This window comes from Pseudomonas sp. RA_105y_Pfl2_P56, assembly GCF_963970845.1.
GTDB lineage: Bacteria > Pseudomonadota > Gammaproteobacteria > Pseudomonadales > Pseudomonadaceae > Aquipseudomonas > Aquipseudomonas baetica_A.
In genome coordinates this window covers 1-24632 of the sequence record NZ_CAXAPL010000037.1, presented here as the reverse complement: position 1 = coordinate 24632, position 24632 = coordinate 1, and the positions used below count along the sequence as shown (strand labels likewise).

20 protein-coding genes, 1 tRNA gene and 2 pseudogenes are annotated in these 24632 nt (G+C 57.7%); 10 read left to right on the top strand and 13 right to left on the bottom strand.

The window, feature by feature from the left end; translation table 11 throughout:
* The first annotated feature begins 8 nt into the window (after window positions 1-8).
* Together AACY11_RS21855 and AACY11_RS21850 are read left to right on the top strand one after the other, a co-directional pair.
* A complete protein-coding gene (locus AACY11_RS21855; RefSeq protein ID WP_339495712.1) occupies window positions 9-2153 on the top strand; it encodes a 3-hydroxyacyl-CoA dehydrogenase NAD-binding domain-containing protein in 2145 nt (714 codons plus the stop codon).
* Window positions 2154-2247: 94 nt separating this feature from the next.
* Entirely contained in the window at window positions 2248-2976 is a 729-nt protein-coding gene (locus tag AACY11_RS21850; protein WP_339495711.1) for an amidotransferase, read from the top strand.
* Between the two features lie 47 nt (window positions 2977-3023).
* On the opposite strand, the gene AACY11_RS21845 is transcribed toward AACY11_RS21850, so the two are convergent.
* The 3 genes from AACY11_RS21845 to AACY11_RS21835 all read right to left on the bottom strand — a co-directional run bounded on the left by AACY11_RS21845 (window position 3024) and on the right by AACY11_RS21835 (window position 5760).
* Window positions 3024-3995: a magnesium and cobalt transport protein CorA gene (locus AACY11_RS21845; RefSeq protein WP_339465578.1), complete on the bottom strand. Its 972-nt coding sequence runs from the start codon at window positions 3993-3995 to the stop codon at window positions 3024-3026.
* A gap of 135 nt (window positions 3996-4130) precedes the next feature.
* On the bottom strand, window positions 4131-4853 hold the full coding sequence (locus AACY11_RS21840; RefSeq protein WP_339495710.1) for a 1-acylglycerol-3-phosphate O-acyltransferase: 723 nt from the start codon (window positions 4851-4853) through the stop codon (window positions 4131-4133).
* A gap of 217 nt (window positions 4854-5070) precedes the next feature.
* On the bottom strand, window positions 5071-5760 hold the full coding sequence (locus tag AACY11_RS21835) for a crotonase/enoyl-CoA hydratase family protein (RefSeq protein ID WP_221733898.1): 690 nt from the start codon (window positions 5758-5760) through the stop codon (window positions 5071-5073).
* 308 nt (window positions 5761-6068) lie between these two features.
* Between AACY11_RS21835 and AACY11_RS21830 the strand changes: the two genes are divergently transcribed.
* Both AACY11_RS21830 and AACY11_RS21825 read left to right on the top strand, forming a co-directional pair.
* A tRNA-Ser gene (locus AACY11_RS21830) sits at window positions 6069-6158 on the top strand.
* A gap of 467 nt (window positions 6159-6625) precedes the next feature.
* Window positions 6626-6901 carry a hypothetical protein gene (locus AACY11_RS21825; RefSeq protein WP_339495709.1) on the top strand — a complete coding sequence of 92 codons (276 nt, stop codon included), beginning with the start codon at window positions 6626-6628 and terminating at the stop codon, window positions 6899-6901.
* On the opposite strand, the gene AACY11_RS21820 is transcribed toward AACY11_RS21825, so the two are convergent.
* A complete protein-coding gene (locus AACY11_RS21820) occupies window positions 6888-7187 on the bottom strand; it encodes a hypothetical protein (protein ID WP_445261962.1) in 300 nt (99 codons plus the stop codon). The two genes, AACY11_RS21825 and AACY11_RS21820, sit on opposite strands and share 14 nt — an antisense overlap.
* A pseudogene (locus tag AACY11_RS21815) lies at window positions 7184-7585 on the bottom strand (phage tail protein). The gene AACY11_RS21820 and the pseudogene AACY11_RS21815 overlap by 4 nt, the downstream one beginning before the upstream one ends.
* A gap of 598 nt (window positions 7586-8183) precedes the next feature.
* Here AACY11_RS21815 and AACY11_RS28495 point away from each other — a divergent pair.
* From AACY11_RS28495 to rimA, 3 genes and pseudogenes are all read left to right on the top strand, one after another.
* Window positions 8184-9260, top strand: a pseudogene (locus tag AACY11_RS28495) (methyl-accepting chemotaxis protein); the annotation flags it as partial.
* On the top strand, window positions 9246-10118 hold the full coding sequence (locus AACY11_RS28490) for a methyl-accepting chemotaxis protein (protein WP_409339157.1): 873 nt from the start codon (window positions 9246-9248) through the stop codon (window positions 10116-10118). The pseudogene AACY11_RS28495 and the gene AACY11_RS28490, both read left to right, overlap by 15 nt.
* Window positions 10119-10263: 145 nt before the next feature.
* Complete coding sequence (rimA, locus tag AACY11_RS21805; RefSeq protein WP_339433467.1) at window positions 10264-11043, top strand: S6 modification regulatory phosphodiesterase RimA; 780 nt, start codon at window positions 10264-10266, stop codon at window positions 11041-11043.
* Between the two features lie 6 nt (window positions 11044-11049).
* Here rimA and pseH read toward each other — a convergent pair whose 3' ends face one another.
* Entirely contained in the window at window positions 11050-11601 is a 552-nt protein-coding gene (gene pseH, locus AACY11_RS21800) for a UDP-4-amino-4,6-dideoxy-N-acetyl-beta-L-altrosamine N-acetyltransferase (protein ID WP_339433466.1), read from the bottom strand.
* 133 nt (window positions 11602-11734) lie between these two features.
* On the opposite strand from pseH, the gene AACY11_RS21795 reads away from it, so the two are divergent.
* Window positions 11735-11944 carry a hypothetical protein gene (locus AACY11_RS21795; RefSeq protein WP_221733855.1) on the top strand — a complete coding sequence of 70 codons (210 nt, stop codon included), beginning with the start codon at window positions 11735-11737 and terminating at the stop codon, window positions 11942-11944.
* A 3-nt stretch (window positions 11945-11947) separates the two neighbouring features.
* Here AACY11_RS21795 and AACY11_RS21790 read toward each other — a convergent pair whose 3' ends face one another.
* Both AACY11_RS21790 and AACY11_RS21785 read right to left on the bottom strand, forming a co-directional pair.
* Window positions 11948-12739, bottom strand: a complete 792-nt coding sequence (locus tag AACY11_RS21790; RefSeq protein ID WP_339433464.1) for a transporter substrate-binding domain-containing protein — start codon at window positions 12737-12739, stop codon at window positions 11948-11950.
* Window positions 12740-12815: 76 nt separating this feature from the next.
* Entirely contained in the window at window positions 12816-13298 is a 483-nt protein-coding gene (locus tag AACY11_RS21785) for a hypothetical protein (RefSeq protein ID WP_339433463.1), read from the bottom strand.
* Window positions 13299-13463: 165 nt separating this feature from the next.
* Between AACY11_RS21785 and AACY11_RS21780 the strand changes: the two genes are divergently transcribed.
* Complete coding sequence (locus tag AACY11_RS21780; RefSeq protein WP_339495707.1) at window positions 13464-14129, top strand: ribonuclease T2; 666 nt, start codon at window positions 13464-13466, stop codon at window positions 14127-14129.
* Between the two features lie 568 nt (window positions 14130-14697).
* On the opposite strand, the gene AACY11_RS21775 is transcribed toward AACY11_RS21780, so the two are convergent.
* The 5 genes from AACY11_RS21775 to pvdM form a co-directional block, all read right to left on the bottom strand.
* Window positions 14698-17160 (bottom strand): TonB-dependent siderophore receptor, encoded by a 2463-nt coding sequence (locus tag AACY11_RS21775; protein WP_339433461.1) that lies wholly within the window; start codon window positions 17158-17160, stop codon window positions 14698-14700.
* 117 nt (window positions 17161-17277) lie between these two features.
* Entirely contained in the window at window positions 17278-18927 is a 1650-nt protein-coding gene (locus tag AACY11_RS21770) for a cyclic peptide export ABC transporter (RefSeq protein ID WP_339433460.1), read from the bottom strand.
* A 147-nt stretch (window positions 18928-19074) separates the two neighbouring features.
* Window positions 19075-19983, bottom strand: coding sequence for a dihydropyoverdine dehydrogenase (gene pvdO, locus AACY11_RS21765; RefSeq protein ID WP_339495706.1), 909 nt, complete (start codon window positions 19981-19983; stop codon window positions 19075-19077).
* 39 nt (window positions 19984-20022) lie between these two features.
* On the bottom strand, window positions 20023-21303 hold the full coding sequence (gene pvdN, locus AACY11_RS21760; RefSeq protein ID WP_339495705.1) for a pyoverdine-tailoring periplasmic protein PvdN: 1281 nt from the start codon (window positions 21301-21303) through the stop codon (window positions 20023-20025).
* Window positions 21300-22670 carry a pyoverdine-tailoring dipeptidase-like protein PvdM gene (gene pvdM, locus AACY11_RS21755; protein WP_339495704.1) on the bottom strand — a complete coding sequence of 457 codons (1371 nt, stop codon included), beginning with the start codon at window positions 22668-22670 and terminating at the stop codon, window positions 21300-21302. Before pvdM ends, pvdN begins: the two co-directional genes overlap by 4 nt.
* 186 nt (window positions 22671-22856) lie before the next feature.
* Here pvdM and pvdP point away from each other — a divergent pair, with 186 nt between their 5' ends.
* On the top strand, window positions 22857-24476 hold the full coding sequence (gene pvdP / locus AACY11_RS21750; RefSeq protein ID WP_339495703.1) for a pyoverdine maturation tyrosinase PvdP: 1620 nt from the start codon (window positions 22857-22859) through the stop codon (window positions 24474-24476).
* Window positions 24477-24632: the final 156 nt, after the last annotated feature.

Below are 24632 nucleotides of genomic sequence, written 5' to 3'. Positions count from 1 at the left end.
AACTTGTTATGAGCGAAGCCATTCGTTACGAAAAAGGCCAGGACGGGATCGTCGTGCTGACCATCGACATGCCGGGCCAGAGCGCCAACACCATGAACGCCCTCTATCGCGAGGCTATGGCCGCTTGCGTCGCCCGGCTTGTCACTGAAAAAGACCGCATTGCTGGCGTCATCATCACCTCGGCGAAGAAAACCTTCTTTGCAGGTGGCGACCTCAATGAGCTGATCAAGGTCGGTAAGCCAGAAGCCAAAGCGTTCTACGACATGGTGCTGTCCCTCAAGGGGCAATTGCGCACTCTGGAAACCTTGGGCAAACCGGTGGTTGCGGCGATCAACGGTGCGGCGCTCGGTGGCGGCTGGGAAATCTGCCTGGCTTGTCATCATCGCGTCGCTTTGGATGACGCGTCGGTGCAACTCGGTTTGCCGGAAGTCACCCTCGGCCTGCTGCCGGGTGGCGGCGGGGTCGTGCGCATGGTGCGAATGCTTGGTATCGAGAAGGCGCTGCCTTATCTGCTGGAGGGTAAAAAAGTGCGTCCGCAGCAAGCGTTGCAAACCGGTTTGATTGATGAGCTGGCGGCGAATCGCGATGAACTGCTGGCCAAGGCACGCGCCTGGATTGTCGCCAATCCGGAGGCGGTACAGCGCTGGGACGTCAAGGGGTACCAGATTCCCGGCGGTACGCCGTCGAACCCGAAAGTGGCGCAGATGCTGGCAATTGCGCCGTCAATACTGCGGACGAAAACCCAAGGCACGCTGCCAGCGCCGGAAAAGATTCTGTGTGCGGCGGTTGAAGGCGCTCAGGTGGATTTCGATACCGCGCATCTGATCGAAACCCGCTATTTCACCGAGCTGACCACGGGGCAGATTTCGAAAAACCTGATCGGCACGTTCTGGTTTCAGCTCAATGAGATCAATGCCGGTGGGTCGCGGCCGCAGGGGCTTGCGCCGTATAAAACGCAGAAAGTCGGCGTACTCGGTGCGGGGATGATGGGCGCCGGGATCGCTTTTGTCAGCGCCTCGGCGGGCATTGACGTGGTGCTCAAGGACATCAACCTGACCGCGGCCGAGAAGGGCAAAGCGCATTCGGCGGCGCTGCTGGACAAAAAAGTCGCCCGCGGGCAAATGAGTGCTGAACAGCGCGAAGCGGTGCTGACGCGGATTCATACCACTGAAACCGATGTCGACCTGGCGGGTTGTGATCTGATCATCGAAGCGGTATTCGAGGATCGCGAACTCAAAGCGCAGGTGTCTTCGGCAGCTCAGAAGGTTGTTGGCGCTGATGCCGTGATCGCTTCCAATACTTCAACCTTGCCGATCACCGGTCTGGCGAGTGCCGTCCCCGATCAGAGCAAATTCATCGGCCTGCACTTCTTCAGCCCTGTGGAGAAAATGCCGCTGGTGGAAATCATCAGAGGCGCGCAGACCAGCGACGAAACCCTCGCCCGTGGTTTTGATTTCGTACTGCAAATCAAGAAAACGCCGATTGTGGTCAACGACAGTCGCGGCTTCTTCACGTCGCGCGTGTTCGGCACCTTCACCAATGAAGGCATCGCCATGCTCGGTGAAGGCGTAAGCGCAGCGATGATCGAGACTGAAGCGCGCAAGGCCGGTATGCCGGTCGGGCCTCTGGCGATATCTGACGAAGTTTCCCTCAGCCTGATGAGCCATATCCGCCAACAAACGGCCAAAGACCTGCAAGCTGAAGGGAAACCGCTGATTGAGCACCCGGCCTTCGCCGTGATTGATTTGCTGCTCAACGAATACAAGCGCCCCGGCAAAGCGGCTGGCGGCGGTTTTTATGATTATCCGGCCGGTGGACAGAAGCATTTGTGGCCGCAACTCAAGACCCGTTTCGAGAAGGCTGATGGGCAGATCTCGCCGAAGGATGTACGTGACCGTCTGTTGTTCGTGCAGGCCATCGAAACCGTGCGCTGTGTGGAGGAGGGTGTGCTGACCTCGACGGCGGACGCCAATATTGGTTCGATCTTTGGCATTGGTTTTGCGGCGTGGACCGGTGGTGCGTTGCAATTCATCAATCAATACGGGGTGAAAGACTTCGTTGCCCGTGCGCAGTATCTGGCGGAGCAATATGGCGAGCGTTTTGCACCACCGGCGTTGTTGTTGGAGAAGGCTGCGAAAGGCGAGCTGTTTTAAGTGATGGGGAGAAGGCTGCGGGGCTTGCCTTGTCTGGGTGTTTCAGGGCAGGCTCTGGGTGTTCATTATTCCCATCATGTGTCAGGTATTTTTTATGTCGCTACGCATCTGCATTCTGGAAACCGACATCCTGCGTCCGGAACTGGTCGATCAATATCAGGGTTACGGGCAGATGTTTCAGCGCCTGTTCTCGCAGCAACCGATCGCCGCCGAGTTCGCCGTCTACAACGTGATGCAGGGCGAATACCCGAGCGACGACCTGACGTTCGATGCGTACCTGGTCACCGGCAGCAAGGCTGATTCCTTCGGTACCGACCCGTGGATTCAAACCCTCAAGCAATACCTGCTGAGCCGCTACGAACGTGGCGACAAACTGCTCGGTGTGTGCTTTGGCCACCAACTGCTGGCACTGCTGCTGGGTGGCAAGAGCGAACGCGCGGCTCAGGGTTGGGGCGTTGGTACCCACAACTACAAACTCGCGGCCAGGGCGCCGTGGATGAACCCGGTGCGTGAGGAACTCACACTGCTGATCAGCCACCAGGATCAGGTGACGGCGCTACCGGAAAACGCCACGGTCATCGCTTCCAGCGACTTCTGCCCGTTTGCGGCGTACCACATCAATGATCAGGTGCTGTGCTTCCAGGGCCATCCGGAATTCATTCACGATTATTCGCGTGCGCTGCTCGAACTGCGTCAGGACGCGTTGGGTACGCAGATTTACAGCAAAGGCGTGGCCAGCCTTGAGCAGGAGCATCATGGCGCTACGGTCGCGGAGTGGATGATGCGCTTTGTGGCGCACGAGCCAGAAGCTAAAGCTGTTTAAAATCTGACGCGGCATCTGTGGTAAGGGAGCATTCCCTTACCACAGCACTACAACCAGCCTGATTTCTTGAAACTTGCCCACAAACTCACACATCCCACCGTAATAAACCCCAGAACACCGAAGTAACCGTAGTGCCAGCTCAACTCGGGCATGTTCTGAAAATTCATCCCGTAGATCCCCGCCACTGCCGTCGGGAACGCCAGAATCGCGGCCCACGCCGCAAATTTGCGCTGCACCACGCTTTGTCTTGACGCTTCAAGCAATACACCGACTTCGATGGTCTGGCTGGCGATTTCCGCCAGTGTAGTCAGGTCTTCCATCTGTCTTGTGACGTGGATTTGCACATCGCGGAAGTACGGGCGCATGTTCTTGTCGATAAACGGAAAGCTCAGTCGTTGCAGTTCTTCGCCGATTTCCACCATCGGCGCCGCGTACCGGCGCAGGCGCACTACGTCGCGGCGCAATCCATGAAGCCTTTGAATGTCGTGTTCGTTCAGCGCACTGCACAGCACATTGCGCTCAAGTTCATCAATTTCGGCATGGATCGCCTCGCCTACGGGCTGGTAGTTCTCGATCACAAAGTCGAGTAGCGCATAGAGGACGAAGTCTTCTCCATGCTCCAGCAACAGTGGGCGTGCTTCACACCGTTGACGGACATGGGCGTACGACGCCGAGTGGCCGTTGCGCGCGGTAATGATGTAGCCCTTGCCGGCGAAGATGTGGGTTTCGATGAATTGCAAAATCCCGTGTTCGCGGATTGGCGAGTAAGTCACGATAAACAATGCGTCGCCAAAGGTTTCCAGTTTTGGCCGGCTGTGTTTTTCCAGGGCATCTTCGATGGCCAGTTCGTGCAGGTTGAACTGGCGTTGCAGGTTGGACAATTCCTGTGCGTTCGGCTCTTCGAGGCCGATCCAGACAAAGTGGCCGGTTTTGGCGGCCCAGGCGGCGCCTTCATCAAGGGAAATACTGGTGACTTTCTTACCCGCGCTGTACACCGCAGCAGCAACAACTCGACCCATGGTGGTGGTTCACTTCTTCTTGGCAGATGACAGGGATTGCACGGCTTCAGCTTAGCCGTGTCGCTGCTTGAGAGTCAGTGAAATCAGCACAGTTCACCGCATAAAAGAAAACCCGCACGGGGCGGGTTTATTTGGTCAGGCGGCTTGCAGTTGCCGATCCATCGATTCGATGCATTCGCGCATTTGCTCGCGGCACTGGCTGATGAGCATGGGCATGTCGTCCATGGTCAGTCCAGCGGTAGGAATTGCCGGCAACGAGCGTATGAGAACTTTCCCGCTGCGCCAGCGATTCAAACGCATGTGCCTGATGTAGCTGCTGACACACACTGGAACGATCGGTACGCCCGCGGCAATCGCCATCTGGAACGCGCCTTTCTTGAACGGCAACAGTTCTTCACCGAGGTTACGCGTGCCCTCCGGGAACACCCAGATCGACGTGTCTTCGTTCTGCAAGGTATGCGTGGTGGTGAGCATTGACTGGCGCGCTTTGTGCGCATTGCCACGGTCAATCAAAACGTTGCCGGCCAGCCAGAACAATTGCCCGAACAGCGGCACCCACTTCAGGCTCTTCTTGCCGATGCAGACGGTGCGGCGCGGCACGACATTGCCGAACACGAACAAATCATAGTTGGATTGATGATTGGCGACGATCACGCAACTGTCAGGCTTGCTCATCAAGCCGCTGACATCGGACTTCACTCGCAGACGCAAAATGCACATCGCCGGCAAGGCGTAGAGGCGGGCGCATAAACGGCTGTTGTCCGGATTGAATGGGCGGCACAACCCGAGGATCACCCCCAGCACGCCGGCTAAAATAAAGTGCAGGCTCATCAATAACATACGAAACACGAACAGCATTTTAAGGCCCCACCGGCACAAAAGGTGGCGCAGTGTACGGATGTGCACTGTTTTCGGCAATTGCCGCTATAGAGGCAGGAGATAGGCGATGTTTAAGCGCATGTTTCAGATTTGTTTGTCAGACGCGTCCTAGAGCAGCCGTGGCGCTTTCAACGGAGCTTGCAGGAAAAAGCCCGACACGACGGCCGGGCTTTTCTTCAATGCTGGAACCGGGTGATTAACCCAGATGCTCCTGATCCTGGATGATGGCGTTATCCAGGGTTTCCAGCAGAGCCTTACGCACCTTCAGCTTGGTGTTTTTGTGCGCAGTCATGTTGATCTTCTTCAACTGACGCGCGGCAGCGAGTGCGGCACCTTGCAACTCCTCGGCGCAAACCACCTTGTCGAGGAAACCGGCATCCACAGCGCTTTTCGGATCAAACATCTCACCGTTGATCACCGAACGGTGGAATGCCGAACGACGCAGTCGATCACGAGCCAGTTCGATACCGGCGTGGTGCATGGTCATGCCGATCTGCACTTCGTTCAGACCAATGCTGAATGGGCCATCGACGCCGATGCGGTAGTCGGCGGACAACAGAATGAAGGCACCCTTGGCCACGGCATGACCCGGGCAAGCGACGATCACCGGGAACGGGTGAGAGAGCAGACGGCGAGCCAACGTCGAACCTGCGGTCACCAGCGACACGGCTTCTTTAGGGCCAGCGGTCATCACCTTCAGGTCATAACCACCCGACAGAATGCCCGGCTGACCGGTAATGATCACGATGGCACGATCAGTCACAGCCTGATCCAGCGCCGCATTGAACGCCGCAATCACGTCCGGGGAAATGGCATTGACCTTGCCGTTGCTCAAGGTCAGGGTCGCGATACCGTCTTCGAGGTGGTAGGAAATCAACTCACTCATGACGCTATTCCTTGTAAGAAAGATGGGCAGACGTTACTCACCGACGCAAGCCAGGTAAAGCGCCGTGACTGACCCGCCAGTCACCGTTCCCCGGCTTGCCCAGCGTAGCGCGCCACATGGCTGACGCTTCGCCTTCTATATAGAAAGGCCGCGCCCACCGAAGATTGGCCGGTTTGCCATGGCCTGTCGGAGCGTGGAAACGACTTCTTCTCTTAACCGCATGAAAATTCTGAAAAAAAGTTTGCCATCGGAAAAGCTTTCGACTACATTAGCGCGCCTCGACAGACAGAACATGTTTGAAGAGATACGGTGAAGTGTCCGAGTGGCTTAAGGAGCACGCCTGGAAAGTGTGTATACAGGAAACTGTATCGAGAGTTCGAATCTCTCCTTCACCGCCACATTCAGTAAACACAAACCCCTGATTTTCCTAGAGAAAGTCAGGGGTTTGTGGTTTTTGGCGTCTGGAAAAGGGCGATATGGGAACGATATGGGACTGGACGCCTATTTTTGGCCTCTCATTGTTGTGCCTTGGTGCCGCTTGGTGACTGCCCCGAGAATGGCGAGAGGGCGAATCGTTCACAGATTAAAAACGGCCTAGAGAGGCCAATCGACTGATCCGGTGGCGGCGGCTAAAAGCCGATTAGCCTGCTTACTATCCGCGCCAATGGTGGCGCCATGTGTGGGGAATTTCAGTCTTGTCGGTTTGTAGAACCAACCGTTACACAATAAAAATTTGGTTATTCATAGCAGCATTTTGATGCCGAATAAGTATTGCCTACTGTCAGGTTTGACAGGTGCCACTCTCCATGCTTTCAGTGATTATTTAGCGGCTTGATCATGTTAATTATCTTGGAGGTAAAAGTTTATGGAAAAAATAATTAGCGTAAATGAATTCAACTATTTAATCTCAAGAGAAGAGACTAAGGGTTCTCTGCGATCGTTATCGATTGAAGATGAGCGTTTATCAACGGGGCAACGTGTCAAAGTTGAATATGAGGGCGCGGTTTATACAGGTAGTGTGACGGATTGTTTTACAACTTCTAGCGGGGACTATGCGCTAGGGGTAAATATTGATGTTGATGCCGGGCTGCAGGTTAAATACTTTCTTGCTCGGAAAGAACCAGTAATTACACGTTTGTAAAGGAAGTCTGCATGAGGTGTCTGAGCAATCCATTTTTGATTAAATCAAGGTTGGCATCTGTAAAGCCCAGCACCTCACGCTGTTCATAACGCACCTCTGTCGTCATGCGCTCGGCGCAATCCTTTCCGCGCAGCTTATGCTTTTTCCGCCGCGCGTATTTGAATGATTCGTTGCCGCTGGCTGCGTCGCAACGTTTGACCGAGATTGCGGGCCAGTTTGTTGCGTGATGCCGGTTCAAGCTGTCCAAGCAATCCTGCTGCCCAATCCTCCAGCGTTGGTTGGTCATTTCGGTAGCCCCCATTCGCTACCGGTGCCCTGAGCGCCAGGTATTCAGTTCGGATGAGGAATTTGGCAGTTCGTTGGAGTTCCCCTGAATAACGGATAGTGGTGTTGCCCCAATCGTCTTTGCCCAACACTACGCGCTCGATCAGGGGCAAAGTCAGGCTCGAGAATGTCTGCCTTGAACTGAATGCCATCCGCGGCTTTGCTGAGGTTCTCCAGCAACTCGGATTGGTGGACGCTCAACCAACCAAACAAGTGCAACATGACGCTGTCGGGATGACCGGCGAAGTCGATGAAGATGACTTGCAGATCGAAACTGTATTCGAAAGAGAGCGTCTGCGCGGCGATGTAACGAACCTTGCCATTGTCGATGAAAATCAACAGTCGGTCGGGGTTGTTCATGGCTTGGCCTGATGATGTTGGTAATTCATGTCCGCTCTACCTTGCGGGTGAAAAACGTCTTGGCTGCTCGGGGTTGGCTTCGAGTACTGCTTAGGTCACGCCGGCGGTGCGGCCTTAGTGACGCCAGCACAGTTCGTCGATGCTTGGGATCAGGTCGTCGGCGTTCTGGTTACCGCTGTTGGTGCTGTCATGGGAGCGGTAGTCGACATTTTCAGCATCGTTTTGCGCCAGTAGCGATGTGCCATATTGTGTGATGGCAATGCGTCATCACGCGCTTCTAAAAGTTCAATGATTATACAAAAATAAAAAGTTGTACAAGTTTTCCTAAAGTTTATAGCATCCCTTCCAGATACCTTTGCTGAATCGATCAACCTTGCGTGCAGGCACCCTGTTTGCGACGTGTTGGTTTGTCTGCCGATGCTCGCGTCGGGTTTCTCTTTGATGCATCAACAGCATCGCATTTTGCATTTCCGGGACAGCTGGAGTGTTCCGTAACACGCCTTGGATGACGACCCCCGAATATCTGGACGGTGACTGCAGTTGCCGAAGATCTATTTTTTGTGCCTGACGTTTCGCGTCAGGGCGTTTGAGGCTGAATATGGCAGTAGCATCGAATTTCCTGGGTGACATCAAGGTTTCCCGCAAGCTGGGAACCGGTTTCGGCATTCTTTTGCTGGCTGTTTTGGCCGTTGCTTTCATTGGCTATAACAGCAACAACGTGCTGGTTGATCGCTTGAGTACGACGCGCCTGATTGGCACGTTGAATGACGCTACGCAAAATATGCGATTGTCCGAAAAACAGTACGAAGCTGCGGCTGACGCTGCTTTCGTTGATTCTTATCACGCTCAGCTCAATGTCTTGCAGGGCTTGGTGGGCAGGGCACTGGAAACGTTGACGCGTGCCGAAAACCAACAAGCCTTGAAGGCTTTGCAAGCGTCTATCCTTGCCTATGATGAAAAGGTGAAGCGGCTGATCGATGCCGACAAGTCGACGACGGATGCCTTGAAACCGCTGAGTGCGCTGTCCGACAAGTACGCAGACACGTTTGCCGGGATGCTTGAAAGCACCACAACCAGCGCTCTGGCGTCAGCCGATAGCGAGCGCGTTCGGGAGTTACGTACGGTGGCTGACTTGCGCAACGGCATGACCCTGTTTCGCCTGATGTTGCGTCGCTACATCGCGGTGCCGAATGAGGTGAACAAAAATGTGCTTATGGCGACGACCGACACGTTCCTGAGCGATATCACTGAAGCGCGTACCCGTTTGCCGGCGACCCTGTCGAGCCAGGTTGAAGAAGCGTACGCCGGGATGCGTCGTTATCGCGACGTCTTGGTGGAAGTGGCCGGGCTGTTTGCGCAGAAGCAGAGCATGCGTCAGCAGGTCGATCAGGAAAGCAAGGCGATGGACAGCATCATGAACGGTCTGATGGATACCCAGCAGCGCCTGGCGCTTGAAGATCAGCGCTCAGCGTTTATTCAGATGGCGGTGTTGACCCTGTTGGCGCTGTTGGTCGGGTTGTTCGCTTCGGTGGTTATCTCGCGCCAGATCACTGCGCCGCTGGCATTGACGGTTGATCTGGCTCGACGAATTGCCAAGGGCGATCTGACGGTACAGGCCAAATCAAATCGCAAGGATGAGTTGGGCGATCTGCAAAACGCGATGCAAGACATGGCGCAGAACCTGAACACGTTGGTGCAAGGCATCGGCAATGGTGTCACGCATATTTCGACCTCGGCGGAAAAACTTTCGGCGATGAGCGAGCAGACCAGCGCGGGTGTTCGTCAGCAAAAAAGTGAAGTCGATCAAGTCGCCACGGCGATGCACGAAATGGCCTCGACGGTGCAGGAGGTCGCGCGCAACACCACCGATGCGTCCGCGGCCGCGACGTTGGCCGATCAACAGGCGCGCCACGGCAGTACGGTGGTGAAACAGGCGACGGTGCAGATCAGTGAGCTCGCTGTGGCCATTGAAGCGTTGGGCGGTGCGATGAACGTGCTGTCTCAGGACAGTGAGCAGATCGGTAAAGTGATCGATGTGATCAAGGCCGTCGCCGAACAGACCAATTTGCTGGCGTTGAATGCCGCTATCGAAGCAGCGCGGGCGGGTGAGCAAGGACGTGGATTCGCCGTGGTAGCAGACGAAGTACGCTCGCTGGCCCAGCGCACACAGGACTCGACCAAGGAAATCGAGGCACTGATCATTACCCTGCAACAAGGCACGCAAGCGGCCTCTACGCTGATGGCCTCCAGCCGCGAGCGCACCCTCGATACGGTGGTGTTGGCGCAAAAAGCCGAGTTGGCGATTACCGAGATCAATCAGTCCATCGGTACGATTCAGGAAATGAGCCTGCAGATCTCGGCCGCTGCCGAGCAGCAAAGTGCCGTGGCCGACGAGATTAATCGCAGCATCGTCAGCGTGCGTGATGTGGCCGACCAGTCGGCGGTTGCCAGCGAAGAGAGTGCGGCAGCGACGATTGAGCTGGCGTCGCTGGGGCAGGACTTGCAGCGAATGACTGCGCATTTCCGCACCTGATTATGCGAACGATCAGTCCACGGCACCTTCAAATATTCAGGCGCCGTTGGGCTAAAGTGATGCTTGGGTTGGCAGATAACCCGGCTCAAGCGCTGTTTCTTTATTTATCACCACGGACGGTTGCAACCCATTATCAGGGGGCGTCATGACCGACTTTCCAAAAACATCCGCCTCACCCGGAGGCTGCCAGGGCTGCAAAAACCAAGGCGCGCCGGATCTGGATTTCGCCTTTGCGTTTCAGCCCATTGTGGATCTGCGCGATCAAACAACCTTTGCCCATGAAGCCTTGGTTCGCGGCGTGAATGGTGAGGGGGCGTTGTCAGTTCTGGAGCAGGTAGACGATCAAAATCGTTATCGATTCGATCAACTGTGTCGTGTTCGGGCTATTTCCACGGCGGCTCAGTTAGGTATGACCGAGTACCTGTCGATCAACTTTTTGCCGAATGCCGTTTACCGTCCGGAATTGTGCATTCGCAGCACGCTTGAAGCGGCGCGCGCTCACGGGTTCCCGCTGGATCGCTTGATCTTCGAGGCGGTTGAGGGCGAGCACGTTGAAAAGAACAGCCATCTGACGAACATCTTGCGTGAGTACCGTGAGTTTGGTTTCAAGACGGCGATCGACGACTTTGGCGCAGGCTATTCCGGTCTTAACTTATTGGCGGACTTTCAGCCGGACTTGATCAAGCTGGATATGGCGTTGATCCGGGATATCCACCTTGACCGAGTTCGCCAGACCATCGTGCGTAACGTTGTGAACATGTGTAGAGAGTTGGGCGTCGAGGTGATCGCCGAGGGCATAGAAGAGGCGCAGGAAAGAGACTTTCTCGCTGATTGCGGCATTTATCTGATGCAGGGTTTCTGGTTCGCCAAACCTGCTTTCAAGTCACTGGCGCAGATTCCAAAGGGGGCGTGGCTCAAGCGCTGAGCGTCTTCAGCTCGCACTGATCCGCTCGATAACGGGGGCCAGCGCCGAGCGTTTGTGTAGCCACTCAGCCTTGGTAATCCCCAATAGCACGACGTCAACCCGCACTCCATCTTTCACCACGTTCTGTCGCCGTACGCCTTCCACTTCGAACCCGAACTTCTGGTGCATTTTGACCACCGCCGAATTCATCGCCAGCACTTCGCAATTCAGCTTTTCCAGCCCCGCGACGTCAAAGGCGTAATCCAGCATCCAGAACTCAACAACACTGCCCAGTCCTTTACCCTGCAATCTGACATCCAGATAAAACGCCCAATCGGCGGTTTTGTGCATTGCATTGATCGCATTCAACGAAACAACCCCGGCCGCTTGTTGATCCTTGATCACTACAAAAACCTGCTGCCGTGGGTTGGCCTGCAAGGAGGCCAGCCAGTTGGCATGTTCCTGTTCGGTGATTTCGTGGGAGGTGTACATGTACTTGCGCACGTCTTGCTGATTGCGCAGGTGGCGGACGTGGGCCTGGAGGTCGGGGCTGGCTTCGGTCAAGGGAAGAAATTGCATGCAGATGTCCTTGTCTGGCGCTGTGATTCTGAACTGGCGCTGTCGATCACGAAAGTTTCATGTTGCCGGGTACGGCGCGGGCCTAGGATGCTGACACAAGATCGTTGCTTTCCATCCCGAGGGGAATCGTGCCATGAGTCTGAACGTCGTCAAAGTGTTGTTGATTGCGGCTGTGTCGGTGTTGAGTGCGTGTTCGGGGGCGGGAGGGTTGACCACGACAAGTTGTTTCTCCAGCGACTGTCAGTCGCCGCAGGGGCGCAATGCCAACACCTTGAAGTTTGGCGGGAGCAATATGGCTAACAGCTTCAACCAATACAGCTCCGGCCTGTTGCATGACGACTGAGGATTACTGCTCAGGTGTTACGGCAATCCATTCACTCAGCACTTTCTGATATTGGCCAGTGACCTTGCTCAGATGCAGCCACTGATCGACGTACAGTTTCCAACTGATGTCATCGCGCGGCAGCAGGTAGGCTTTTTCCCCGTACTGCATGAATTGGTGCGGGTTGACCGCACACAAGCCGGGTTTGAGCTTCTGCTGATAACGCGCTTCCGAGGCGTCGGTGATCATTACGTCGGCCTTGTTGTCGAGCAGTTGCTCAAAGATCGTCACGTTGTCGTGCAGGGCCAGTTGTGCCTTGGGCAGGAAGGCATGAACGAAGGCTTCGTTGGTGCCGCCGGCAGGCTCGACCAGTCTTACGTTGGGCTGGTTGATCTGTTCGAGGGTCTGGTACTTGGCTTGATCGGCGCAACGCACCAGCGGGATCTTGCCGTCGACGTCAAGGGTGTTGCTGAAATAGGCCTTTTTCTGCCGTTCCAGGGTCACCGAAATCCCGCCCATGCCGATGTCGCACTTACCGGCCTGCATGTCGGGCATCAGGGTTTTCCAAGTGGTCTGCACCCATTGGACTTTGACGCCGAGGCTTTCGGCCAGCGAGCGCGCCATGCTGATGTCGATGCCTTCGAATTCGCCGTCGTCGCGCTTGAAAGTGTAGGGCTTGTAGTCGCCGGTGGTGCAGACGCGCAGTTGGCCTTGTTGCTGGAGGGTGTCCAGATGTGACGATTGTTCTGAAGCCTGAGCGCTGAAGGTCAGGGGCAGGGCCAGCAGGGTACCGAGCAGGATTGTGGTTGTTCTCATGGCTGTCGAGCTTCCAAGGGATCGGAGCGAGAAGTTAACCACGTTCTTGGCGCTGATCCCTATCGGTACGATGCACTTACAAGCCTAATCCCTCCTGCACCACCTGCAACAGGTTGTTTTCCGTCAGTGCAATCGCATCCAGTTGCTGCCCGGTTTCCATCGACTGCAACCACCAATGGCTTTCGTGGTGCTCATCGACGGTGCGCAGCAGGGAAGTGTCTTTGCCTGGCAGGGTAATCTGCACACGACCGCAACCATCCCCGGTAAAGCGTGCGATGGGATCAAACGTGAGGCTGTGGTGGTTGGCCTCGATCATCAATTGGTCGATGGCGTAATCATGGGTTTGACCGTCGGGCGAACTTTCGCAAACGTGGGTAGGGTTGCGTCGAATCTTCAGGCCGACTTCGGTCACTGGCTGCAACCACGCCTCGATGCGGTGGTACAGGTCATAGACCTGCGCCGGCCAGCAATCGATCTCCAGTTCCGCGCAGGTAATGTCGTCCGCGGGGGTGTGCCGGGTTTGCTTGAGCTTCGCGGCGAGTTCGTCTGCTTTACTCATTTCGGATCCCTGTGTTTGATGTCTGCTTATTAATCGTAGACCTTTCAACGGAGTACAGCGTTGCCTTGCGTCATGCGCTTGCAACACAAGCGTGTCGAAATCATGGCTGACCCAGTCGGGTCAGGATCGAAAACCACGGACGCAAGCGTCCCAAGGAGCGGGTGTATGAAAAAGCTGTTTACAATTTTGGCGGTGATTGCGCTGACGGCCGGTAGTATCGGCCTGAGTTCGGCGCGCCAATCCCAGGCCAGCAAGGTGCAGGCGGAATCAGTGGCGGGGGTGTTTGATTACTACCTGCTGTCGTTGTCCTGGTCGCCGACGTTTTGCCTTACACACAAGGACGACGTGCAGTGTTCCGGCAAAGGTTACGGTTTCGTGCTGCATGGTCTGTGGCCGCAATACGCCAAGGGCGGCTGGCCAGAATCCTGCCCGCCGATGGCTACGCTGTCGGCAGCGCAGAGCAGCAAGGGCATGACGCTGTTCCCGACCCGCAAATTGCTTGATCACGAATGGTCGAAACATGGCACGTGCAGTGGTCTCGGCGCGATGGGCTATCTGGATGCGGCGGATAAAGCGGTGGGCGCGGTGAAAATCCCGCAAGAGCTGCAACCGTTCAGTACGTCCTATTACTTTGAGGCGCAGGAGATTTCCGACTTGTTCCGCAAGGCTAACCCGGGGATTGCGGCGGATGGCATCGCGGTGATTTGCAGCGGCCCGGAATTGTCGGAGGTACGCGTGTGCATGGGTAAAGACCTGCAGCCTGGCGCCTGTGGCAAGGGTGTGAAAACTCAGTGCCGGGCAGGGGATATTCGGGTTCCGCCGTCGCGGTGATGTGATCGGCAATTGTTCAAGGAACGGCGCCTGAATGGGCGCCTTTTTTGCTTGAAGGTAATGGCTTCTTAGGGGGCAGCCCTTCGCTGCACCTGCTCTCGATGTGTTCGACTTCGTCGAACGGCCGCTGCGCTCCCACCCCCGGATCAATCCCGGAACGAAGCCTGCCGACGGGCCTTTGAGGTCAAGCGCTGTACGCGAGCTAACGCTCGTTGTGTGTACGCAAATTAAAACTGTAGGCGCCAGCCTGTTGGCGATGGTGGCCTGCCAGCCGACCAGTCTCTGGCGGGTGCCCCCATTCCCTGTAGAGGCTGCCGAAGGGTGCGATCTTTTGATCTGCGTTGGCCTTTGACTTGGAGCCCACCGTAGCGAGGGAACACTGAGTCTTGGCGAGATGAAGTACGTCCGGAAAAAGTGACCCGCTGTAAGAGCGGAACCGCCAGCCGCAACACCCAAAAAACGGATATTCACAAAGGCTACAAGAGCATGGTCGGCCCAACGGCCGCCTCGCTCAATCAAGCAAGAAAAACGCCGACAGATGTCGGCGCTTTAGTGAGTGCTGAACGTATTACCAGTTGTAGGTCACGTCGGCGGTCATGGTACGGCCTTCGCCGTAGTAGCAGTCGAGGGTGCTGTTGCACGCGGCAACGTACTTCTCGTCGGTGAGGTTCTGCAGGTTGGCTTGCAGCTTCACGCCTTTGATGTGCAGCGGCGATTTTTCCAGGTCATAGGAGACCATGGCGTCATACACGGTGTAGGACGGGATCTGGAACGAGTCCGACTCGTAGTCCGAACCGTAGCTGCTGCGCACGTAGCGTGCACCCAGACCCATACCGAAACCGGCCAGGGCAGTGGAGTTGTCGAAGTCGTAGTTGACCCAAGCGGACGCGGTCAGTGGTGGACGCATCGCCAGGGTGCGACCTTCACGACCGTCGTTGTCTTTCTCCCACTTGGTCTGGTTACGTGACACCGCAGCCATTACGCGCAGGTTGCGGGTGACATTGACCTTGCCTTCCAACTCGACACCACGCGAGCGCACGGTCCCGCTCTGGGTGCTGAAACCCGGATTGTTGAGGTCCGAGGTGAGCATGTTGTCCTGGTCGATCTGGTAGGCCGAAACCTGGATGAAGCCATCGATGGACGTCGGCTCGTACTTGATACCGACTTCGTACTGCTTGCCGGTGGTGGGTTCGAATGCGCCGCCGCCCATGTCAGTACCGGTTTGCGGCAGGAACGATTCGGCGTAGCTCACGTATGGCGTGATGCCGTTCTCAAACTCATAACCAAGGCCGGCACGACCGGTGAACTTCTCGTCCTTCTGGTTGGTGTGGCCGCGAGTCAGTGGTTGCTTGTTATCCGTTTCAGCGAAGTCATAACGACCGCCGAGTGTCAGGAACCACTGGTTCCAGCGCAGTTGATCCTGAGCGTACAGGCCGGTCTGCGTGATGGTGTTGTCCCATTTGTACGGCTGGCGGAAATTGATCTGGCTGCCATATACCGGGTTGTACAGGTCGATACCCGGGGCGGTGCGGTCATAGAGGCCAAGGAACTGCGAGTTGAAGTGGTAGTAGTCCACGCCCAACAGCACGGTGTGGTCGATATCGGCAGTCTTGAACTTGGCCTGGGCGATGTTATCGATGCCGTAAACCTTGTTGTGCTGCGACCAGTCCACCGCGTAACGGTTCTGGTAGCTATTGTCGTTAAGGCCGGTGACCGGGTTGGTCGGGAACGAATAACCGTGCAGCGGCGCCACGTACTGGTCGTTGACGTCGGCGTAACGAGCGTTCTGTTTCAGGGTCCAGACGTCGTTGAGTTCGTGGGCGATTTCGTAACCGAGGACGAACTGCTCGCGGTGGTACTTGTTCACGTCCGGCTCGCCAATGAACCGGCTGCGGCTGATACGCCCGTTCGAGGTGCTCTTGACCGTGCCGAACGCAGGTAAACCCTGGGCTTCCGGTACGTCGTGGTCTTTCTGGTACTGGCCGAAGACAGTGATGGTGGTGCGGTCGTTCGGTAGCCAGGTCAGGCTTGGCGCCAGCAACATGCGGTTCTGGCTGGCATAGTCGATGGCCGAGTTGCTGTCGTTGAACACGCCGGTCAGGCGATAGAGGAACTCGCCCTGATCGTCAATCGGGCCGCCGAAGTCGAAGGCACCGTATTTACGGTCATAGCTGCCGCCACCGATCTTCACTTCGTGCAGCGCAGTGGCGGTCGGACGCTTGCTGACCATGTTGACGATACCGCCAGGCTGGTTCTGGCCGTAAAGCACCGACGCAGGGCCCTTGAGCACTTCGACGCGCTCCAGGGTGTACGGGTCGATCTGCAGCGAACCGCCGGTGCTGCCGCCGCCATAAGGCATGTGCAGGCCATCGAGGTACAGCGGGGTAGGGGAAAAGCCACGGGAGGTTGGCTCGTCGAAAATCTTCACCCGGTCTGCAAAACCGCCGCCGGTCATGCCTGGTGTGTAGAGCAGGGCTTCGGTCACCGACTTCGAACCGCGCATCTTGATTTCGTCTTGAGTCACGACGTTGATGGTCTGCGGAATTTCCTTGATCGCCGTATCGGTTTTCGAACCCGAGGCGCTGCGCTTGGCGACGATCCCGGCAACCGGACCCCAGGCTGATTCCGCGGAGGCGGAAATGTTGGTCGGTGCCAGATCCAGGCTGGCGCCGTTGGCGTTGCGGGCGCGCAATGCGACGTTGTTGCCCTGCACGCTGTAGGCGATGTCGGTGCCATTGAGCAACTGGGCGATCGCGGCCGTTGGTTCCAGGTTGCCGTTGACGGCGGTGCTGCGCAGGCCACTCACTTCATCCGGGCTGTACAGCACCTGGAGGTTGGTCTGGCGGCCGAATTCCTGCAAAGCGCTCCCCAGCGACTGAGCAGGAATATTGATCGCCACGGCGGCGGCCTGGGCCTGGCCTGCCAATGGCAGGGTCAGAGCCATGGCGCACAGCGCTGGCAACGTGGAACCTAAGGAGCGGCGGATCAGCAGAGCCTTGGCGAGCGGGTGGAGTCCGTGCGGTGCGGGCATTGTTCTTCTACTCTTCAAAGTGTTGACTGAGAACTATTTCTATTAACTGTAAGTAAGACGTTGAGCCTTCCGAAAACCGGAAAGACTCAACGCACTTTTTTTACAAATTTTTCACAATCAGGCGGGTTGAAGCTCGGTGACCACTTTGCCGGCGTTCATGCGCACCAGTTGATCGGCGACATCGAAGTAACGATCGTCGTGGGAAATGACGATGATGGTTTTGCCCAGACGCTTGAGGTCAGGCAGCAGTTCGGTATAGAAGATGCGGCGGAAGGTCGGGTCCTGGTCGGCGGCCCACTCGTCGAACACCAGTACCGGCCGTTCTTCCAGCCACGCGTTGATCAGGGCCAGACGCTTGCGTTGGCCGGTCGAGAGGTCGGTGGTCGTGAACGAACCGTCGCGCACGCTGACCTTGTGCGCGATTTCCAGACGCTCCAGATATTTGTTGGCATCTTGCGGAATGTGCGTGTCGCCCTGCACCACGTCGTCGAACAGGTAGTAGTCGGCGAAAATCGTGGTGAACAGTTGACGGTAATCGTCACGGGTGGTGGCGTCGATGATCTGCTCGTTGAGGCGGATTTCACCTTGCTGCGGTGCGTACAGGCCCAGCAGCAGTTTGATCAGGGTGGTTTTGCCGCAGCCGTTCTCGCCCACGATGAAGAGGATGTCACCCTGTTCGATCTTCAGGTTCACCGGCCCGAGACGGAATGGGATCGTGCCTTGTACGGTCGGAAAACTGTACGAGACGTCGGTCAGCTCCAGGCTCTGCACCGTTGTCTTTTTATGGCCTTGATCGTTGAGCAGCAGGTGCGGTTCGGGTGAGGAAAACTGCTCGGACAACTCGGCGATACGGCGGAACGCGATCTGCGCGCGACTGACAATCGGCAGCGCGGCAATGATGTGTTCGAGCGGGCCTTTCATATACAGCAGCACCAGTACAAAGCCGCTCATGACCGCTTTGTCGGCGCTCGGCCACAGCGATTGCAGGCCCAGCGCAAGACCGATCACGACGAAGAACAGCATCGAACCGAGCGTCTTGGCGATCACGAATATGTTCACCGATCGCACCTGAATGTCGCAGATCTTGTCCGCCGTGCCTTCAATGCCCGAGACAAACATGCGGTGCCGGCGCGGACGGTGGATGCGCAGTTCCTTGGCGCCCTCGGCGAGCGCGTGGTAGTGCTTCTGCAGTTCGTCTTCGTAGTCGCGGGCCTTCATGAAACCCTGCATGCCACGCCCGCGAGCAATGTACTGAACGACCGTGCCGATCAGAATGGCGACCACCGTCAGCAGAAACATCGGCCACGACAGCATCGCCAGATAACCCATGCACCCGAGGGTCACGGTCATCGAAATCGCCAGCGGGGCGAATGCGAACGCGAAGTCGCTGATGGTGTCGACGTCGTGGGTCAACACCGGAATCAGGCGATGGCTGCGGTAGCGCTCGATCTGCTCGATCGGCGCCGAGAGGACTTTCTCGCCCAGTTCCTTGCGCAGTTTGGCGATGATGTGTTGGCCGACATAGTTGGTGCCAATGTCGGAAAAAATCGAGGTGGTCAGGGCTAGCAGACACAGGCCGGCGAAGACCGCGACCATGGTGTTGCTCAGGTCGCCTTCGCTGTGCAGCACGCTGTTGATGGTTGCCAGTAACGCGGTGACGCTCAGACCACCGACCATGCCGAGCAGGATCGCGCCGGTGACGATCAGCCGAAAGGGTTTGAGCAGGGCGAACAATTCATTGATCACCCCGCGTGTTGGATTGCTCATGGAGGTTCCCTGCTTGAGAGAGCGGCGAAGGCCGGCATTGACTCGCGGGCTTCGCCTGGATGACGTAGAGGGCGGTGGCGCGCCGTGTCGGTTGGCGCCCACCTGTAAAACGACTGGCAGGACGGCTAATTTAGCCGGGCGATAGCGCTACAGATCGCGGGCGACGCGAAAGCCGATCCAGTCGCCGCGCGTGTCGGTGTAGGTCGCGTTGCGATTGCCGGAGCGCGAGAACACTGGCGCCTCACCCCAGTCGTTGCCGCGTATGCGGCGCACTTCGCATTTGCCGCTCGACCAGGCACTGCCATCGCTGGGCGCACCGACGTAGTTTTCGTTGTAGCAATCGGCTGTCCATTCATAGATGTTGCCGTGCATGTCGTAGACGCCGAAGGCGTTGGCCGGGAAGCTGCCGGCCGGCGCAGTGAAGTTGTAGCCATCGGCGGCGCCGTAGGTGTTGGCGTGTTTGGCGATGCTGTATTCCTTGCCTTCATCGAACGGGAAGGGGAAGGGGCCGCTGCTGCCGGAGCGGGCGGCGTATTCACGCAGGGATTCGCTGACCAGTCGATATGGCTTGCCGGTTTTCTTCGACAGCCACGCCACGTACGCCTCGACTTCAGGGAAGTCCATGCACACCGCCGGATGCTTGTCGGTGTACTGCTTTTTCGGGTCGCTGCCCTGATAGTCGGGAACGCCAGCCTTGCAGGCGCGACCGGGGCGGGTGTCACCGTCGGGCATGTTGTAACTGGTGTCGGTGAGGTAGGCGTCCCACTGGCTCTTCAAAATCTGAAAGCGGCTGATCGCCAGCGGGTTGGCAAACGTCACCGGGTGCATCGGGCCTTCGTCAGGTTCGCGGCCGACTTCGTCATCCGGAGTGCCCATGGTGAACGTGCCGGTGGGCAGTACGACCATTTCCGGGCAGTCCTTGCAGTCCTTGAACACCTTGCCCGGCGCAGGTGGCGTGGCGGCCTGGGCGGCGCCTGGCAGCAGGCTGATGGCGAGGGCGGTGAGCATCAGCGCCGGCACGGCCTTCAAGGAAAAACGACGCAGTTCACTGTTCATTGCGGGGTCTCGCTAAAAGGAAAAAGGGATCGCGCGGGATCAAAGGGCTTGGTCGAGCACGGCCAGCAGTCGGTCGATCTGGGCTTCGTCGTTGAGCAGCCCCGGAGCGGTGCGGATGACCGGGCCGACATCGCGGTTGACGGCATCGGCCACCACACGATTGCTCATCAGGTGCGCAGCGATCTTGTCGCTGTCCTCGTCCTTGACCCGGAAGAACGTGAAGCCGGCGGACAGCTCAGGGCTCAAGGGCGTGACGAGTTCAATTGACGGGCGTTGTTGCAGGCGTTTTTTCAGGTAGCTGTTAAGCGCGTGAATGCGCGCCTCGACCTCTGCCTTGCCCAATTGCAGGTGCAACTTGAACGCTTCGTCCAGCGCCCAACGGTGTTCGAACGCGTGATAGCCACCGGGGGTCATGGTGGTGGAAAACGTTGTCGCTTCGGAGAACGTTGGAATGATCGGTGTGATGTACCTGACCTCTTCGAAGCGGCTGCAAATGAGGCCGGTGCCGCGCGGGCCGAACATCCATTTGTGGGTGCCGGCGATAAAAAAATCGCAGTTCATCTGCGTGAAACTCAGGTCGTCCACGCCAAAACCGTGAACGCCATCCACCACATAAATGATTCGGTTAGCGTCACTGCGCCCACGGTTGTGTTTGTCGACGAGGGCGCCGATCTCGCCGATCGGCAGTTTCAGGCCGCTGCCCGAATGCACCCAGCACATCCCCAGCACGCGGGTTTCGGGGCGAATGGCGCTGTCGATGGCGGCCAGGATTTCAGCTTTGCTGGTGCGGTGCACATCTTTGAACAGAGGGATTTTGCGCACCCGCGTGCCGTCGCGTTCGGTGCGCAAAGCGAGGATGGTGTGAGTCGCGTAATGCTCGTGGACGGTGGTGAGGATTTCCTGATCGGCGCGCACATGTACGCCGCCGTAAATCGTCGCCAAGCCTTCGGTGGTGCTGCCGGTCAGCGCGATCTGCTTCGCGTTGACTTGCAGGTAAAGACCCGCCCAGATCCGCACGTTTTCTTCGCGCTGTTCGATCACACCCAGATCCCAGTCCATCGCCAGGCCAGGGTTCTTGTCGAGGGCGGAGCGGTGCATTTCGATGGCGTCGCGCACGGGTTTGGGGTGCGAGGTGACCAAAAAATTGGAGAAGTGCAGGTAATCCGGATCCTGATCGAACAGTTGCTGCAACTGCGCCCACTTGTTGCGTGGCAACGGCGCGGCTGCTGAGGCGCTGGCGACACTCGGCAGGCTCGCCCCCAGTGGCAACGCCGCGGCGAGAATTCCCGCCTGCTTCAGAAAGTCACGGCGATTGCTCATGGCTTGGCGGTTTCCTGCGCGGTGGCCAGCGAAGGTTTCGCGGCTTTTTCGACCTGATCCCAGACCCGCAGGAAATTGCCTCCCCAGAGCTTGGCGATGTCGGCTTCGGAATAACCGCGCGAGATCAGCTCGGCGGTGACGTTGCGGATCTCTGCCACGTTCTCGAAACCTTTGACGCCGCCGCCTTCATTGAAGTCGGAGCTGATGCCGACGTGATCGATGCCAATCTTGCGCACCGCGTAATCAATGGCGTCCCCCAGATCCTTGAGGCTGGCTTTCGGCTCTTGTTCGAGGATCCCGTAGAGGCGGCCGGCGTACTGGCCGAACTTCTGCTCGGACCACGCGGCAATGATCGGATCGCCGGGCATCAGCGCCATGGCCAGATTCGGCAATGGCGGCAGGTCGAACGCCTTGCGCATTTCGTTGAGTTTGTTCTGGGTTTCCAGAGTCAGCGGACGCAGGTACTGCGAGAACGCGACGATCTGGACGACGCCGCCGCTGTTCTTGATCAACTGCATTTCCTTGTCGCTGAGGTTGCGCGGAATATCGACCATCGCTCGCGGCGCCGAATGCGAAGCCACCAGTGGCGTGCGGCTCAGTTGCGCGACTTGCTCAAGGGCCTTGGTCGACATCTGCGATACGTCGATGATCACACCCAGATCGTTCAGGCGCTTGACCGCTTGCCTGCCCAGATCCGAGAGGCCATCGAGGGCGTCCGGCGAGTCATTGAGGAACGGCAGCGGACGCGACGAATCGGCCCAGTCGTTGTTGCCGATGTAGCTGAAGCCGAACATGCGCATGCCGCGTGCCGTCCACATGTCCAGCAGGCCCAGGTCGTGGCCCAGTGGATAGGCGTTGAGCATGCTGATGAAAATCACGAACTTGCCTTCGCCGTGCAGGCGCCGGAAATCGTCCGGGGTGTAGGCGATGGCGACCTGATTGGGATAGTCACGGACCATGCCGGAAATGATCTTGAAGCGGATCTCCTGCTGGTTGCGCGCCTCTTCGACGAAGCCGGGCGTCGGTTTGTGAGGCGCATTCGGACCGTTCCACATTTCCGGCCAGCCGAAGATGGTCAGCGCAGCGCCCGACAGACGTCCACGGTTGGCCTTGGCCAGATCGAACTGGCCGTCACCGTCCTTGTCGGCTTCGTGGCCGTCGGTGCCGAAATTTTGCGTCAGGCTGACATGGCTGTCGAAGGAGAGCATGCGTTCGTGCAGCTCATCGGCCTGTTTCATGACTTTGACCGGGTAGCCGAGGTCGTCCTTGAACCCGAGTTGCCAAACGGCAAAGCCTGCGCCGGCGCTGATTGCCAGGGCCAGTGGCAGGCCGATCAATAGAGCCTTTTTCGAACGTGGTTTTGTCATTGCCATCTCAGTCAGGTTCGCCATCGAGGTGCAGGCGCGGGGGCCTTTGCTATCTGGGAAGAACGAGTAGTCGGCAGGGAAATTTAGGCGCGTGAACCTCTGGCAAAAGCGGCGCCTTAAATTTGCCGCAGCAACAAACGTTCTAGCTTGGATAAAGCCTGCTTCATGGCTGACACAGGTAGGGCAATGAAGATTTCTCGACGATGGTTCATGGCGGGCCTGGCGCTGACGGGCGCTGCCGTGCCGGCGGTTTATTTTGGGCATCGTGAATGGACGAAGCCGGACCCGACGATCACGCCTGGCGAAGCATCATTCGACGTCGCCGACAGGGCCGGGCAACGCTTGGCGAATGCGTTGCGCGGGGTTTGGGACATCCGTTTCGAAGGCTGTGACGCAGGTCTTGAAGGCTTGCCGCTGAAGGGGCTGCAAGTGTTTCTGGACATTGGCCAGAAGGGCCGAGGCGTGTGCGGCTTTCTCGATGCGCCCGAACGCTTGCGCTCTGGCGACAGGCCTTGTTACCGAATTCTTGGCGATCTCGCCGGGGCCGATGCCGCGAAGTTGAGTTGGCGGCTGATCGGCGCTGATGGCCAGATCAGCTATGAGCTGGAAATGATCCTCGATGAAGTCTGGGCCGACTTCGGCAATGCCGGCAGTGGCACCCTCAGCGGCAAAGCGCTGCGACTTGATCGGGCGTTGAGCCTGCCAGCGCAGGACAACCGCTTCGTGGCGGTCAAGCGCCTGTTTCCCGAATCGCGCGAGCGCACACCGTTGAACGCGACGTTGCTGGCCTGGCTGATCTCTCCTGAACATCGCCTGTTCCACCAGTTGTGGCATGCAACCCGGGACAAGTGGCACAAGCTTCCCGAAGACAAGCGCGAGGCGTTGCGCGGCATTGGCTGGCAACCCGGCCCGCGTGACAAGGAGCGTGATGCCCGTGGCCCGCGCAAGGATCGCAACGGTTCGGGCGTGGACTTTTTCTTCATGCACCGGCACATGCTCGGGACGGCGCGATCGATGCAGGATCTGCCCTCCTGGGAATACTTCCCGCTGCCGCAGCCGGAGTTGATCCGCGACCGCATCGGTTTTGCCCGTTACTTCGATAATCATGACGGCACGGCTTTGCCACCGACGTGGACGGCCACAGGCGATGACGAGTTCAGTCAATGGGTTAGCGACATCAAGACCGCCGAAACTTACGAAAGCAATTTCCAGGTCTGGGAGTCGCAGTACCGTGATCCGGCGTATCTGGCAACACTCACGCTGGGGCAGTTTGGCTCGGAAGTCGAGTTGGGCCTGCATGACTGGCTGCACATGCGTTGGGCTTCGGTGCCGCGCGATCCGTCCAATGGTCAACCGGTGCCGTTTGCCCGCGATCCTGCGGACTTCGCCGCACGCTGGTACAACGCCGAAAACGACTTTCTTGGCGATCCGTTCTCGTCCCACGTCAATCCGGTGTTTTGGCATTTTCATGGCTGGATCGATGACCGGATCGAAGACTGGTTCCGCGCCCACGAGCGTTTCCATCCGGGTGAAGTCACGCGCCTGCAAGTCAACGGCGTGCACTGGTTCGCACCGGGGCGCTGGGTCGAGGTCGATGATCCGTGGCTGGGGCCGATCACCCATGGTTGCAGCACCACGCCGGGATTGCAGAGGGGTAAAACCGTCGAGATGGACCCGGAAACCATGAAACTGGCGCTGCGCATCACCTTCATCACCGACGAGGACAAGCTCGCCGGCCTGTTCCGTCGCGTGCCGCAACGACCGTGGTATGCGCGCAATCTGAAGCCTAAAACCAGCCCGGCTTGAGGGCTGCGTCATGGTTAATTCGCGAGCAGGCTCGCTTGTATGGTAGGACTTGAAGGGAGGAGGAGGGACAAGGCTCGATTCTGACTGTTAGCGCAGTACAGACCGTGGGAGATTTCACCCTCCTCCTTTCACCCAAGCGCCGATAAAGAATGCATC

What these genes read in the sequence shown, in the direction of transcription:
- AACY11_RS21795 (WP_221733855.1), top strand. Translation starts at nt 11,735, where the DNA reads ATGAGTCTGAACGTCGTCAAAGTGTTGTTGATTGCGGCTGTGTCGGTG.
- pvdP (WP_339495703.1), top strand. Translation starts at nt 22,857, where the DNA reads ATGAAGATTTCTCGACGATGGTTCATGGCGGGCCTGGCGCTGACGGGC.
- AACY11_RS21845 (WP_339465578.1), bottom strand. Translation starts at nt 3,995, where the DNA reads ATGGGTCGAGTTGTTGCTGCTGCGGTGTACAGCGCGGGTAAGAAAGTC.
- AACY11_RS21835 (WP_221733898.1), bottom strand. Translation starts at nt 5,760, where the DNA reads ATGAGTGAGTTGATTTCCTACCACCTCGAAGACGGTATCGCGACCCTG.
- pseH (WP_339433466.1), bottom strand. Translation starts at nt 11,601, where the DNA reads ATGCAATTTCTTCCCTTGACCGAAGCCAGCCCCGACCTCCAGGCCCAC.
- AACY11_RS21825 (WP_339495709.1), top strand. Translation starts at nt 6,626, where the DNA reads ATGGAAAAAATAATTAGCGTAAATGAATTCAACTATTTAATCTCAAGA.
- AACY11_RS21770 (WP_339433460.1), bottom strand. Translation starts at nt 18,927, where the DNA reads ATGAGCAATCCAACACGCGGGGTGATCAATGAATTGTTCGCCCTGCTC.
- rimA (WP_339433467.1), top strand. Translation starts at nt 10,264, where the DNA reads ATGACCGACTTTCCAAAAACATCCGCCTCACCCGGAGGCTGCCAGGGC.
- pvdM (WP_339495704.1), bottom strand. Translation starts at nt 22,670, where the DNA reads ATGACAAAACCACGTTCGAAAAAGGCTCTATTGATCGGCCTGCCACTG.
- AACY11_RS21840 (WP_339495710.1), bottom strand. Translation starts at nt 4,853, where the DNA reads ATGCTGTTCGTGTTTCGTATGTTATTGATGAGCCTGCACTTTATTTTA.
- pvdO (WP_339495706.1), bottom strand. Translation starts at nt 19,983, where the DNA reads ATGAACAGTGAACTGCGTCGTTTTTCCTTGAAGGCCGTGCCGGCGCTG.
- AACY11_RS21855 (WP_339495712.1), top strand. Translation starts at nt 9, where the DNA reads ATGAGCGAAGCCATTCGTTACGAAAAAGGCCAGGACGGGATCGTCGTG.
- AACY11_RS21780 (WP_339495707.1), top strand. Translation starts at nt 13,464, where the DNA reads ATGAAAAAGCTGTTTACAATTTTGGCGGTGATTGCGCTGACGGCCGGT.
- AACY11_RS21775 (WP_339433461.1), bottom strand. Translation starts at nt 17,160, where the DNA reads ATGCCCGCACCGCACGGACTCCACCCGCTCGCCAAGGCTCTGCTGATC.
- AACY11_RS21850 (WP_339495711.1), top strand. Translation starts at nt 2,248, where the DNA reads ATGTCGCTACGCATCTGCATTCTGGAAACCGACATCCTGCGTCCGGAA.
- pvdN (WP_339495705.1), bottom strand. Translation starts at nt 21,303, where the DNA reads ATGAGCAATCGCCGTGACTTTCTGAAGCAGGCGGGAATTCTCGCCGCG.
- AACY11_RS21790 (WP_339433464.1), bottom strand. Translation starts at nt 12,739, where the DNA reads ATGAGAACAACCACAATCCTGCTCGGTACCCTGCTGGCCCTGCCCCTG.
- AACY11_RS21785 (WP_339433463.1), bottom strand. Translation starts at nt 13,298, where the DNA reads ATGAGTAAAGCAGACGAACTCGCCGCGAAGCTCAAGCAAACCCGGCAC.
- AACY11_RS21820 (WP_445261962.1), bottom strand. Translation starts at nt 7,187, where the DNA reads ATGACCAACCAACGCTGGAGGATTGGGCAGCAGGATTGCTTGGACAGC.
- AACY11_RS28490 (WP_409339157.1), top strand. Translation starts at nt 9,246, where the DNA reads ATGCAAGACATGGCGCAGAACCTGAACACGTTGGTGCAAGGCATCGGC.